The 12961-nt window shown below is 66.8% G+C and carries 16 protein-coding genes; 11 read left to right on the plus strand and 5 right to left on the minus strand.

Annotated elements, in window-relative coordinates; translation table 11 throughout:
- The first annotated feature begins 4 nt into the window (after positions 1-4).
- Positions 5-1138, plus strand: coding sequence for an MFS transporter (locus AC5P6E_RS19295; RefSeq protein ID WP_495231248.1), 1134 nt, complete (start codon positions 5-7; stop codon positions 1136-1138).
- A gap of 9 nt (positions 1139-1147) precedes the next feature.
- Here the strand turns inward: AC5P6E_RS19295 and AC5P6E_RS19300 are convergent, their stop codons facing one another.
- The 5 genes from AC5P6E_RS19300 to AC5P6E_RS19320 form a co-directional block, all read right to left on the minus strand.
- Positions 1148-2653, minus strand: coding sequence for a PepSY domain-containing protein (locus AC5P6E_RS19300; protein ID WP_019336921.1), 1506 nt, complete (start codon positions 2651-2653; stop codon positions 1148-1150).
- 11 nt (positions 2654-2664) lie between these two features.
- On the minus strand, positions 2665-4803 hold the full coding sequence (locus AC5P6E_RS19305; RefSeq protein ID WP_019336920.1) for a TonB-dependent receptor: 2139 nt from the start codon (positions 4801-4803) through the stop codon (positions 2665-2667).
- Positions 4804-4932: 129 nt separating this feature from the next.
- Positions 4933-5328 (minus strand): DUF2946 family protein, encoded by a 396-nt coding sequence (locus tag AC5P6E_RS19310; RefSeq protein ID WP_019336919.1) that lies wholly within the window; start codon positions 5326-5328, stop codon positions 4933-4935.
- 211 nt (positions 5329-5539) lie between these two features.
- Positions 5540-5794 carry a hypothetical protein gene (locus AC5P6E_RS19315; protein WP_019336918.1) on the minus strand — a complete coding sequence of 85 codons (255 nt, stop codon included), beginning with the start codon at positions 5792-5794 and terminating at the stop codon, positions 5540-5542.
- Between the two features lie 11 nt (positions 5795-5805).
- Entirely contained in the window at positions 5806-6030 is a 225-nt protein-coding gene (locus AC5P6E_RS19320) for a hypothetical protein (protein ID WP_010483754.1), read from the minus strand.
- Between the two features lie 488 nt (positions 6031-6518).
- Between AC5P6E_RS19320 and AC5P6E_RS19325 the strand changes: the two genes are divergently transcribed.
- The 10 genes from AC5P6E_RS19325 (at position 6519) to AC5P6E_RS19370 (ending at position 12889) form a co-directional block, all read left to right on the plus strand.
- On the plus strand, positions 6519-8855 hold the full coding sequence (locus tag AC5P6E_RS19325; RefSeq protein ID WP_495231250.1) for a VapE domain-containing protein: 2337 nt from the start codon (positions 6519-6521) through the stop codon (positions 8853-8855).
- On the plus strand, positions 8855-9130 hold the full coding sequence (locus AC5P6E_RS19330; RefSeq protein WP_043451685.1) for a hypothetical protein: 276 nt from the start codon (positions 8855-8857) through the stop codon (positions 9128-9130). The genes AC5P6E_RS19325 and AC5P6E_RS19330 overlap by 1 nt, the downstream gene beginning before the upstream one ends.
- 75 nt (positions 9131-9205) lie before the next feature.
- Complete coding sequence (locus AC5P6E_RS19335) at positions 9206-9433, plus strand: hypothetical protein (protein ID WP_010483758.1); 228 nt, start codon at positions 9206-9208, stop codon at positions 9431-9433.
- Between the two features lie 41 nt (positions 9434-9474).
- Positions 9475-10113, plus strand: coding sequence for a deoxynucleotide monophosphate kinase family protein (locus AC5P6E_RS19340; RefSeq protein ID WP_019336916.1), 639 nt, complete (start codon positions 9475-9477; stop codon positions 10111-10113).
- Between the two features lie 153 nt (positions 10114-10266).
- Positions 10267-10650: a hypothetical protein gene (locus tag AC5P6E_RS19345; RefSeq protein WP_019336915.1), complete on the plus strand. Its 384-nt coding sequence runs from the start codon at positions 10267-10269 to the stop codon at positions 10648-10650.
- A 360-nt stretch (positions 10651-11010) separates the two neighbouring features.
- Complete coding sequence (locus AC5P6E_RS19350; RefSeq protein ID WP_019336914.1) at positions 11011-11439, plus strand: Mor transcription activator family protein; 429 nt, start codon at positions 11011-11013, stop codon at positions 11437-11439.
- Positions 11436-11786, plus strand: a complete 351-nt coding sequence (locus AC5P6E_RS19355) for a hypothetical protein (protein WP_010483765.1) — start codon at positions 11436-11438, stop codon at positions 11784-11786. Before AC5P6E_RS19350 ends, AC5P6E_RS19355 begins: the two co-directional genes overlap by 4 nt.
- On the plus strand, positions 11783-12268 hold the full coding sequence (locus AC5P6E_RS19360) for a glycoside hydrolase family 24 protein (RefSeq protein WP_019336913.1): 486 nt from the start codon (positions 11783-11785) through the stop codon (positions 12266-12268). The genes AC5P6E_RS19355 and AC5P6E_RS19360 overlap by 4 nt, the downstream gene beginning before the upstream one ends.
- Positions 12265-12642: a hypothetical protein gene (locus AC5P6E_RS19365; RefSeq protein ID WP_029550698.1), complete on the plus strand. Its 378-nt coding sequence runs from the start codon at positions 12265-12267 to the stop codon at positions 12640-12642. The genes AC5P6E_RS19360 and AC5P6E_RS19365 overlap by 4 nt, the downstream gene beginning before the upstream one ends.
- Positions 12584-12889, plus strand: a complete 306-nt coding sequence (locus tag AC5P6E_RS19370; protein WP_157999895.1) for a hypothetical protein — start codon at positions 12584-12586, stop codon at positions 12887-12889. Before AC5P6E_RS19365 ends, AC5P6E_RS19370 begins: the two co-directional genes overlap by 59 nt.
- The last annotated feature ends 72 nt before the right edge of the window (positions 12890-12961 follow it).

The raw sequence follows: 12961 nt of genomic DNA on the forward strand, positions 1-12961 counted from the left end.
GCTCATGTCCCTCGCCAACCGCGCGCGTGCCGAACAGCACGCGACCCGCGCTGCATTCTTCATTCCCGGCTTCGCCACCGCGCTGTGGGCCACGCTGGTGCCCTTCGCCAAGCCACGTACCGAGATCAATGACGCGACGCTGGGCCTGGTACTGCTCTGCCTCGGTGCCGGTTCGCTGCTGGCGATGCCCTTGTCCGGCGTGCTGGCCGCGCGCCTCGGCTGCCGCCGGGTGATGGTGGCCAGCAGCCTGCTGATCTGCCTGACGGTGCCTGGCCTGGCACTGGCCGGTTCGGCCTGGACGCTGGGACTGGTGCTGTTCGTGTTCGGTGCCGCCGTGGGCGCGATGGACTGCACGATGAACGTACAGGCCGTCATCGTCGAGCGCGAAGCACGGCGCGTGATGATGTCCGGCTTCCATGCCTTCTTCAGCATCGGCGGCTTCCTCGGCGCGGCCACCATGACTGTGCTGCTGTCCGCGCAATTGCCGCCGATAGCGTCGGTGCTGATCGGCGTCGGCGCCATGCTGCTGGCGTTGCTGCTGTCAGCGGCGTACTGGCACAGCGAACGGATGCCGCACGACACACCGATGCTGGCCCTGCCACACGGCATCGTGCTGTTCATCGGCGTACTGGCGTTCGTTGCGTTCCTCGGCGAAGGTGCGATGCTGGATTGGAGCGCGGTGTTCCTCAGCGATGTGCGTCGCGTCGATGCCAGCCTCGCCGGTATCGGCTATGTGACCTTCACCCTGACCATGACCATCGCCCGCCTGTTCGGCGATGCACTGGTGGCGCGCGTGGGCCGCCAGCGCGCGATCGTTTTCGGCGCTCTGCTTGCTGCCGCTGGCGTGCTGGTGCTGACCCTGGTCACGCCATGGCAGGCGTCGCTGGCGGGCTATGTGCTGGTCGGCCTTGGCTGCGCCAACATCGCGCCGGCGCTGTTCTCGCTGGCCGGCCACCAGACCCGCATGCCGGGTGCGCTGGCGATCACCGCCGTTTCCACGCTGGGCTTCGCCGGCATCCTTGCCGGACCGGCGCTGATCGGCTTCGCCGCCAACCATTTCGGCCTGATCGCCGCGTTCATCGGCGTGGCCACGGCCTTGTTGCTGGTTGCAGTGTCCACGCGCTGGCTGCGGGTGTAGCCCAGTGCATCAGCGCCGCCTGCGCCGCAGCTTCATCCGCAACCGGCGGTAGCCGATCACCGTGGCCGTTGCACACAACGCAGTGCCCGCAACGCTCAACAGCAGCAGAACAGCCAACCGGGCGGTGTCGAAGCGCAGCATCGCAGGCAGGTCCCAGCTGTGCAGGAAGTAGAACAGCCAGCGCCCCACCCGCTCGCGATACCCCATCGTCAGCAATGGATCGCCGGTGGCCAGGTCTAGGTAGACGCGCGTCGCCTCGGCATCGCCGAAATCCACCACCGCCACCGGGAAGCGGCGCACCGCTGCGCCGTTCATGGCTTCCGGTGCACGTGGGTAGAAGTACGCATCCGCTGCATGCTGGACCCAGTACCCCTGCATGGGCGCATCCGACAGCGCCCGCACCTTCTGCTGCAGCCACCCGGCCGGCAGCAACCGCGCAACCTGCAGATGCCCATTGCTGCCGGACACGATACGGGTCTCGCCCTGTCCGTCCAGCAGCACCGCGAACAGCTCGCCACCGATGCGTCGCCACTGGATCTCCACGGGCATAAACCGCTCGGCCTCGACGGCCGTCAGCAGCGCCGTCGGCTCACCCAATGCGCCATCCACCGCCACCGTGCCACCACGATAACGTCCGCTGTCGATCGCCTCGCGCGTGCTGCTCAAGACGCCCCACGGGTTCATCGACATCAGCCCGCTGAAGATCCAGGTGAACACAAACGCTGCAGCCACCAGCCCGATCAGATGGTGCCAGCGCATCCATGGTTCGACGTATGGCGTCTTCGCACCCGAACGGTAGTGTCCACGGAAACGCCAGCGCCACACACCGACCACGATGCCGCTGACTGCGGCCACCGTGCACAGCGCGGACAACACGATCACCACCCACGTCCACACCGGGTCCACCGACTGCATGCGCAGGAAGTACAGCCAGTGCAGCCAGGCACCCACATAGTTCCAACGCTGCTGCACATGCGGTGCGTCCAGCACCACTTCGCCGGTGTGCGAGGACACATACAGGTCACCCGGCTGCGCACCCCCTACCTCCACCCGGTACAGCGGCCGGTGCGCGTCCAGCGCGCGCGAGTGCGTCCAGCGATCCTCATCCACGCGCATCGCGCCGACGAACGCCTGGCCGCCAGCAAACTGCGCAGCGGATGCTTCGGCATGCTGTGCCGACACCGGCAGCAGAACCTGGCCGGTGCGCGCAGACCAGGCGCCCACGTTGCCGCCGCTTCGCACCACGTACGCTGGCTCGCCGCGCAGCGTCGTCAGTGCCACGGCCTCCGGCTCGGCCTGCACGGCGGCCGGCAATGCCGACAGCCCCTGCCAGCCGCGGGCATCCCCCAGCACCGGCAACGCCGCCAGCCGCTCACCCGGCGTCAGCTTCGGGTAGCCGATGAACAGCATCACCATGCCACTCACGAACCACAGCAGCATCAACAGGCACCCACCAATGCCCAGCCAGCGATGCACCAGGTAGGTCCAGCGCCTGGCGGTGGATCGCAGCGTCATGGCCGGCCTCCTCAGAAGCGATGGTCGACGGTGAATTCGACGCGCCGGTCCGCACCCAGCAGCCATTGCGTGCTGGTGTAGTACGCGGTGGCGTAGTACGCCTTGTCGAACACGTTGAACAACCGCGCGGACAGCCGCGTGCGCGGTGCCGCCTGCCAGGTCAGCGCCAGGTCGGTGGTGCTGTAGCCGGGAAGTTCCAACGCGTTGGCATTGTCGGCGTAGCGCTTGCCGACATAGCGAACACCCGCCGCTGCGCTCCAGTCCGGCAGGAACTGCCAGCTCAACCATGCGTTGGCCAAGCGCTCGGCCACGTTCGGCGGTACGTTGCCATCACGCGACACCAGCACCGCCGGCGAACCCGTGGTTTCCAGGAAGTCCTCGAACTCGGCGTTCAGCACCGTCGCGTTGGCATCGAGCGACCAGTGCGGCGCGAAGTTCCAGTTCAAGGACGCTTCAATACCGCGCGAGGTCTGCGCACCCACCTGCACTCGGCGATCCGGCACCAGCGGATCACGGCTGAGCAGACCGGTCTTGCGGATGCGATACGCCGCCAGCGTCCACTCGCCGCCATCGAAGGCCTGCTTCAGGCCCACCTCGATCTGCCGGCCCTTGGCCAGATCGAAGGCACCGTTGGCTGGGCTGATCATCAGCAGGCCACTGACCGGATCCGCCGCCTGCGAGTACTGCGCGTAGAGGCTCAGCGTCGGCTGCAGCGCGAACACCGTGCCTGCACGCCAGCCGGCGCTGCTGTAGGTCTTCGAGAACGCGTTCTGGCCGCTGATCAGATCGGTGCGATCGATGCGCGCGCGGTCGTGGCGCAGCCCACCCAGTACAGACCAGCGTTCGCTCAACGCCAGCCGGTCCTCCACGAACAGCGCGTACTGCTCGGCGCGGTTGCGATAGCGCGGCAGGTTGGGCGCGTCGCTGGCGAACCGGCCTGGCACCGGACCGAACGGATCGACCGGGCCCGAGCTGCCGGCATAGGTGTTGTTGGTGTGCTTGAAGTGCGCACGATTGGCATCGAGGCCCACGGCAAAGCGGTTGGCCAGGCCCGCGATGTTTCCTTGTACCTGCAGTGTCGAGGTCAACCCGGTCTGGTCCTGGTCGTGGGTGATCTCGGTGTTGCCCGAGCGATCGATCAAACCGGTGGCGCGGTTGTAGACATAGGCCTCGGCATTGCGCCAGTCGCGCTGGCTGTCGATCTGGTAGACGCGGGTGCGCCATTCCACGTTCGACGTCGGCGTCCACAGCGTATCAAGTTGGGTCCAGCGGTCGCGATAACGGATGTCGCTGTCTTCCACGTTGTAGTTGCGATGGCGCAATGCCTCCAGCTGCTGCCCACCCACCAGCGGCGTGCCGAAGTAGCGCATCGGTCTCTGGTGGCCCTGCGCATGGGTGAGGGTCAGCTGCAGGTCCGGGCGCGGCTGCCACAGCAAGGCACCGGAGAGGGTCACGTCACTGTTTCGCCCGCGGTCAACCCAGCCACCGCTGTAATTGCCACTCACGTCCAGCCGATAGGCCAGGTCCCGGGTCAACGCACCGCCGCTGCCGAAGCCCAGGCGCGCAGTATCCTCGCTGCCGACGGTCACGCTGATCTCGTTCTCGATGGCGCTACGCGAGGGCTTCTTGGGCACGATGTTGATGACCCCGCCAATGGCGCCATCGCCATGGATGACCGAAGCCGGGCCGCGCAGTACTTCGATGCGTTCGATCGACCAGGTATCGAACGGGAAGGTGATGCCCACGCCGCCGTACTGGCGAAGCCCGTCGTACAGGCGCATCACCGAGGCGCCATCGGTGAAGCCACGGCTGGACAACGCACTCAGGCCGTTGCCTGGGTGCGGCATCGCACTGATCGCGCCTGCCCGGCTGATCGCATCATTGAGGTTGGTGTCGCCCCGCTGTTCCAGTTGTTCGCGCGAGATCACGGTCAGGCTGGCCGGTGTCTGCAGCACGCTCAGGCCCAGCGCAGACCCGGCGCTGGCGGTGGAAGACAGTTCACCGCTGCGGGTGTCGACCACGCGCACGGTATCCAGCGTGGTCGGAGGTGGCGCATCGGCGGCAAGGGCGGGCACGGCGTACAACAGGGACATGCACAGCGCAGGCAGTGTCGCCCTGCGCAGGCGCGCGGAGTTGGGGTTGTTTTTCATTTGTTCACGGCATGCAAGGCCACCCCGCAATGGCAGGGCAGCAATCAGAAAGGGGCAAACACGCGCGTGCGGGCACCGGCCGTGGCCGGCAACCTCATGGAAGAACGTTCAGTGCAACACGCGTGCGGCTCAGACGGCCATCAAGGCCGGCGGCCCACGCGCTCCCAATGTGCCGCTGATCCGTTGCGGCAACGTCTGCACCGCACCGCGCAGCGCGCGGCACACCGGTGCCATCGGCGCCAACAGCAACACTGCCGCCACCAGCAGGGTGATCAGCCGTGCAGCGATCAGGCAGTAATCGCAGTCCACACCCATCTCATGGTCGGCGTGTGGATCGGCAGCCGGCTTCGGTGTCGATTCCCCGTTCTGCATTGCCATCGCGTGATGGTCATGGTGCGCTTCCATCGCGTGCTGTGCATGCTCTGCGTGCATCGCGTGATTCAAGGCTGCCACCGGTGCGGTGGCCGCAACGTGGTCATGCGCCAGCCAGCGGCTCACCAGCGGGGCGAGCAGCACCAGCAGCATGGCAAGCCATGCCAGGACCTGGAACCGGCGGTGGAGGACAGAACGACGCACGCCACCATTCTACGGGGCGATGGCCAACCTTGGACCGAGTTCAGGGTTTCCAGAAAGGCGGTGCGACGTTATGACGCAGCCGCGGACGCAGACGCTCTCCACGGCCCCAAAGGGGGACGGAAGGCGGCCTTACAGCCCCTTCCGTCCCCACATCGCATTGCTAGAACCGCGCGGGCTGCAGCACCGCACGTTCCAGGAACATGACGCCCGCCTGCAGGCTGTTGCGGGCGTTCTCCAACCAGCGCTCCGGATCGGCCACCGCAAATCGCTCCTGTGCATCCACATCACCCGAGTCGGCAAGGTCGGCCAACTGCAGATGGATGTGGTTCTCCACCAGGCTCACCAGCACGGCGAGCTCGGCCGACAATCCGGCGATGCGTTCGGTGAAGCCAGCGTCGTTGCTGTTCAGAGACATGTCCCCTGTTCCTATGCGTTGCGGTGTTGATGGATGGCTTCGAAACGCTCGGCGCAGGCAGGCCCACAGAACAGCCTGGCCGGATCGTTGTCGAAGTCTTCGCTGCAGTCCGGGTTGTGGCATTCCCCAATGGGCCTGAGTGGGGCAACGCTGCGGGCCCGCGTTGCGTGCTGGGCCAGTGCTCGTTGCAGATGGCGCGCGTCCAGTTCCTGCGCTTCGTCGATGGTGTCCGTCATGCGGGTTGTATTCTATCGAGGGGTCGTCGCACTGATTGAGAACGTCGCGGCCGCGGCCTGCGGCGCGCATGTGGCGTCAGGCCGGGGCATTTCATTGAGGTCGGCTTCAGTCATGCAGGCTCCTTGTGCATGGGCGCCCTGGCGGGCGTTCGAGAGAGAGTGAAGGGCCGCGTCGAACGGCGCGGCCATCATCCGGAAACCGGTTCTCGCCGATTGCGACACAAGACGGCGATGATGCGGATCTGCGATCGCAGTCGCATGTTGAACCGCGTGGAGCGCCCTTGGCGGATCCAGGGACAGCAGGTATCCAAAGGTGTTGCAAATGGCGGATCCATCGGACACCATGACCAAATCAACACCTTCCATCACCTACTGACCACTTCGCGTCGGGCCGCCGCCGCATGGCCTGCACAGCGCAGGCATCGCACAGCGCCATTGCCATCCACGGTCGCTGTGCATCGAACAACGTTCCAAGGGGGTCCCGCCGAATGTACACACCGCACCCAACGCAGGACGTCGTCCCGGCGTTCCTGCAGGCCATGCATGCACACGGCATCGTGCCGGACGCACGCGGACGCGATGCACTCAACGCCGACGGCAAGCTGGTGCGCTTCCACGTGGAGGGTGACCGTCGTGGCACCCGCAATGGCTGGGCGGTCCTGTTCGGCGACAACGTGCCCGCCGGCGAGTTCGGCAGCTGGCGTACCGGTACCCGTCACGCCTGGTGCGCGCAATCACCGGCCACGCTGAGTCCCACCGAGCAGCGCGCGATCCGGCAGCGCCAGGAATCGGCCCGGACCGAACGGGAGCGGCAACAACGCGAGCGCGAGGATGCCGCAGCCAAGGCCGCCAACGTACTGTGGCAGCGGGCCATGCCCGCCGACGACAGCCACCCCTATCTTGCCCGGAAGGGCGTGCACGCTCATGGCCTGCGCGTGGCAGCGTGGCCGGTACGCAACAGCGACGGGCTGGTGTTCCGCCACATCGAGAATGCGCTGTTGGTGCCGGTGGTGAACACTGCCGGACGCATCGTCTCCCTGCAGGCGATCCTTCCCCGTACCGACCCGGCACTGGGGCGCGACAAGGACTTCCTGGCCGGTGGCCGCAAGCAGGGCTGCTTCCATGTCATCGGCAAGCCATTGCCCGGGCATCCCATCGCCATTGCCGAGGGCTATGCCACCGCGGCATCGATCCATCAGGCCACCGGCTGGTGCGTCGTGGTCGCGTGGGATGCGGGCAACCTGACCGCCGTGGCCCGTGCCTGGCGCAACGCCGTACCCGATGCCTCGTTCGTGCTCTGCGCGGATAACGACCAATGGACGCGGCAACCACTGGAGAACCCTGGTGTCAGCCAGGCCACGCAGGCTGCGGTAGACATCGGTGCTCGGGTGGTCTGGCCGGAATTCGCCATCGTGCACGGCGACGATGATCGCCCCACCGACTTCAACGACCTGCATCGGCGTGAAGGCCTGGAAGCACTGCGCGCGCAGCTGCTTGCCGACCCACCGTGCGCGCCGGGCGAAGTCCCCGCCGAGAGCGGCACACGCTCCCCGGCCGCCGCGAGCTACCAGGTTCCCGGCAACCTCTCCGCCTTCGATACCTTCACTCCGTTCCCCGACAGCAGCGCACGCGGCCGCCCGTTGCCGACCGCGCGCAATCTCGCCGAGCTGTGCCGCCGCACCGGCGTTACGGTGCGTTACAACGTCATCCGCAAGGACCTGGAGATCCTGGTGCCGGACCTCCAGTCCACGATCGACAATGCCAAGGAGGTTGCCGCCGGCGAAGTGATGGGCTGCATGCACCGTGCCGGCATGGCCACCGCCAGCTTCGAGACCAACCTGTGCCAGGTGGCCGAAGCCAATCCCTACAATCCCGTTGCCAGCTGGATCACCTCGCAGCCCTGGGATGGCCAGTCCCGCCTCCAGGCGTTCTTCGACACCGTGCAGGAAGCCCAGCCCACGCGCATGGCCGATGGCCGCATCCTGAAGGAGGTGCTGATGCGGCGCTGGCTGATCTCCGGCGTGGCGGCCGCCTTTGAACCGGATGGCGTGGTCGCGCGTGGTGTACTGACCTTCGTCTCCAGGCAGAATCTGGGCAAGACGCGCTGGGCACGGCAGCTGGCACCGGCCGAACTGCAGCTGATCGCCGATGGCGTGGTACTCGACCCCACCAACAAGGACAGCATCAAGCAGGTCATCTCCAAGTGGATCGTGGAGCTGGGTGAGGTCGACGCCACCTTCCGCCGCACTGATATCGCCGCGCTGAAATCATTCATCTCGCGCAGCCACGATGAAATCCGCCGGCCTTACGCACGCACCGAATCGCGCTATGCGCGGCGCACCATCCTGTTCGCCAGTGTCAACGACGAGCGCTTCCTGCGTGACGCGACCGGCAACAGCCGCTGGTGGACCGTGCATGCCGTGGCGTTGGGTGAACCGGCGCGGATCGACATGCAGCAGGTGTGGGCCGAAGCCCATGCGCTATACCGCAATGGCGAGACCTGGCACCTGTCCGGCGAAGAGCTGGATGCGCTCAATGCCACCAACAGCGAGCACGAACCCATCTCGCCTATCGCCGAGCTGATCGACCGCCACTTCGACTGGTCCCTCCCCGCCGAGCATTGGAGCACGCACTACCGTGCCACCGAGATCGTGATCGCGGTGGGCATCGACAAACCGAACCGGCGCGAGGTCAACGAGGCCGCCGCCTACGTGGTGAAGCGGCATGGCGTGCGCACCCGCGTGGTGGGCAAGGAACGGGCAAAGGTGTGGCTGATGCCACCGCGCAGCCGCAGCCTGTCCGAACACATCGCAGGACCGTTCTGATGCCACGCACCCATGATGGCCGCGAAGTCGGCAGCGACAGCGCCGAGTGGCGCCTCGACTGCGAGGCACGGCGCCTGCTGCAACTGGCGGGCTACCGCTGCATCGACGCTCAAGGGCGGTGCAGAACGATCAGCCCGCGCCGGCATCGCCAGCAGTACCTGGCGCGCGTACAGGCCACCCGGGGTTCTGTGGAGCGCGAGCGATTGGCGTCACTGGCGGTACGGCAATGGATCGCCAATCCCCCCTCCCAGCCCGCCGAGGATGCAAGTAGATGAAAGGTGTTGACTGGAGCGGTCCACAGAGGCAAGATGACTGTATCGGCCACGCCACCTTCCAGGAGCGCTTCCGCCATGCCTCGACCCCGACTGCATGCCTTCGAAGGTGAGCAGCTCACCGTGCGACAGATCCACCAACGGGTACCGGTACTGTCCGAGCGGACCATCCGCGATCACCTTGCTGCCGGCCGTCGTACGCGTACCGCCATGTTGTGCTTTGACCCGATCGCGGCGGCAGCGCGCGGTGGCCGCATCACCCAGCGCATCCTGCGCGCCCGCAGCACCGCCGCACGTGATTCCTGATCCACCGGCAGCGGCCACGTCCTTCAAGGAGTAGATTCCCCATGATTCCCGCGTCCCTCGACAGCGGCCATCGCATGATCGCCGACACGCTGGCTGCGTTCCGTGCCGGGCCTGCCCTGGCCAGCACGGCGCTCCGCGCACGCCCGCAGGCGGGTCCGCCGCTCTACATCGGCATCGCCGGCGCCAAGCGCGCGGGCAAGGACACCCTCGCCAGCGGGCTGGCGTCGGCACTGGCACTGCCCTGCGACAGCTTCGCCGCACCGCTGCGGCAGTTCGTCGCCTCCCTCCTCGGGCTCTCCCTGCGTGAACTGGACAGCCGCAAGGAGGACACCATCGACTGGCTGGCCGAACTTACTCCTCGTCACCTGATGCAGACCGCGGGTACCGAATGGGGCCGCGACCGCGTCCATCCCGAGCTGTGGGTACGCTCGCTGTTCGCGCGCCTGCCTGCGGGAGGCCTGGTGCCCGACGTCCGCTTCAGCAATGAGGCCTGCGCGATCCGTCGCCGTGGTGGTGTCGTGATCCGCGTCAGCCGCCCGGGCCATGGAGACCATGACACCCACGCCAGCGAGCAGCCACTGGCCGATGAGCTGGTCGACATCGAGGTAAGCAACGACGGCAGCCGGGCCGATCTGGTACGCAGGACGCTGGACCAGCTGCTGTCGCGCGGCGTGATCTGAGCCTGGAGCAGGGCCGCGCTGCCCTGCAGCTTCCCCTGACCCAACCGCAGGTTCCGGCCCATCATCGGCGAAAATGATGTAAGGTCGTCCCCCATCACCGACGGCACCTGTCGTCACCCTGCATCCCCAATCATTTCGCAAAGAGGAATTGTCATGGAGGTCGAACAGTTCACGTCGACGCGCCAGAAGGCCATCGAATTGTTCAAGTCGCAGCCCAAGGGTGGCAAGGACATCGTGAGCCTGGACGCGATCTTCATCTCGCTGTGCTCGCTGGCCAACGCCCGGGCCGAGACCGGCACCACCCGGCAGGAACGCACTGCGGCTCGTCCCGGCAGCCAGCAACCTCCCGCGCCGTGGTTCACCGAGACCCTGGCCGCCCTGAAGGGCAAGGGCGAATCGATCACCGTGGCGCGGTTCCTGATGTTCGCCAACCGCTTCCCGGTCAAGCGCATGGACCAGGTCAATGCAGCGCGCTGGCTGCGTGATGCCGGCTACATTCCGCGCAAGACCGGCGGCAACCTGGTATTCGACCTTTGATCCAGCACCACCTGCAGTCCTGAAGCCCCGGCATCGTCCGGGGCTTTTTCGTTTCAGGGCCTGCTCACCGGTATGAGGGAGGACGACCAACGGGACGCCATCCTCACCCCATACCTGCCACATCCCCTTGATCTGCCTTTCCCTCCTCTCTGTGAGGACTGCGAGTACGAAGGAAGGAGCAAACATCAGCAGCAACAGCCAGCGGCCGCAGGGCGTCATACGCTGCCGAGCAGCCATCCTCACCCGTCCTCGGGGCACCGATGAATACCTTCAGCACGCACACTCGAAAGTAGACGAAAGGTGTTGACTGGCGGCAAGGGATGGCAACAGTGGAGATCAATGCCACTGAAGACATCCTCAATGAACGCCCTGCCCGACAGCATCCAGACCCTGGCCGAGGTCATCGGCGAATCCGCAGCCCTCACGCTGGTGCGTGCGTGGCCGCCGACCACCTCCAGCACCACCGGCCGTCATCGCGTCATCGTCTACGTTCCCTCCACCCTGCCCGACCAGCATCGCCTGATCGACATCCTCGGCCGCGACGTTGCCCAACGGCTGGTCACCCACTTCGGTGGCGAGCTGTTGTTCCTGGCCTCGTGCTTTGCGGCCAATGCCCATGAGCGCCGCGAGCAGATCGCACGAGCGGTCGCCTGTGGCATGCCGCGCGAGCACGTCGCGCGCGAGTTCGGTGTCTCGCAGACCACCATCAAGCGCGCCCTGCGTGGTGCCCGTTCCGCGCCACCGCCTGCGGTCCATCCGGCCCTGCTCAAGGGGTATGCACGCGCATGAACGAGAGCGACCTGCTGGCGGGCGTGCCGGACTGGGCCAAATATCTGGGGGGAACCTCGGGTGTACTGATCGCGGTGTCGCTGTGGCTGCGCCAGTGGTTGTCGTCGGCCAAGGTCGACCGCACCGCAGACGAGGCCACCAGCAACACCCTGCGCACCCTGCAGGAGCAGCTCGCAGCCGAGCGTACCCGCGCCGACGGCCTGATGCACGAGCGCGAAGCAATGGCCCAGGAGATCGGCCAGCTGCGCGGCGAGGTCAATGCCCTGCGCGCGCAGATCGCCCAGCAGAGCGTGCAGATAGACGCGCTGTTGAACCTGGTGCGCAAGCAGCCGGGGGCCGCCGCATGACCGCCGCTGCAGCCAGCGCCCTCGGTGGGGCCAACGTCGCCGCATTCCTGGACATGCTGGCGGTATCCGAAGGCACCGACATCCCCAGCCAGCGCTCGCGTGACCGCGGCTACGACGTGATCGTGGGTGGCCAGTTGTTCAACGACTACCGCGACCATCCCCGCGTGCTGGTGTCGCTGCCACGCTATGGCATCAAGTCCAGTGCCGCCGGTCGCTACCAGTTCCTGCGCAGTACCTGGGATGACCTGCGCGCGCGGCTGGGCCTGCCCGACTTCGGCCCGGTTTCGCAGGACCGCGCGGCCGTGGCGCTGCTCAAGCAATGCGGTGCCTACGAATTGATCCGCCTCGGTCGCCTCGATGCCGGCATCAACGCCGCACGACGTATCTGGGCGTCACTGCCGGGCGCCGGCTACGGGCAGAAGGAGCATGCGCTGGAAACACTGCGCGTAGCCTACCGCGCCGCCGGCGGAGGCCTGCAGTGACGCCCGTCGCCCTGCGGTTCCGCATGGGCCTGCTGGTCCTCGCCGGTACCCATGCATGCTGTGCCTGGCTGGGGTGGACGCTGCGCGACCGCAGCGCGGACCTTGCCATCGCCACCGTCCAGACCGCACAGCAGGCATCGCGCGCTGATGCGGCGCAGGCCGCACATCAGCGGGACCTCGGCAACGCCCGCGCAGGTGCGCAGGCCGAATCGCAGCGCCTGGCCACGCAGGCCGAACGCACCCGGCAATTCCAAACCCTGCAACAGGACATCGAGACCCATGCCAAGACTCCTGGCCGTGACCGCGGCGATGCTGATGCTGAGTTCGTGCGCATCTGGCGCGAAGCCAACGCCGGTCGCGCCCTGTCGCGTTGATCTCAACATCGCCCCGGCGCAGCTGCGTGCGCCGGACGAGCTGCCGGACCTGCAGGCGGCCAACGACGATGCGCTGCTACGCAATCACGTTGCGGTCGCGCGGCAGTACCACGCACTGGCCGACCAGCTGCGTGCCCTGCTGTGCAGCCTCGGCAGCCAGCAGGGGATCACCCTCAACGGTACAGCGCCAATGGCGCCTGCAGAGTGCACAGCCACCGGCACGGCCACCGCGCGACAACAGCGCTGATCCCCGCGGCCACGCCTGCAATGTCCCATGCGGCGGGTGATGGCAACACTGGATGCAGACAGCGCGCGTCCC

It is taken from the genome of Stenotrophomonas sp. YJH_SMC_16, from assembly GCF_059367875.1.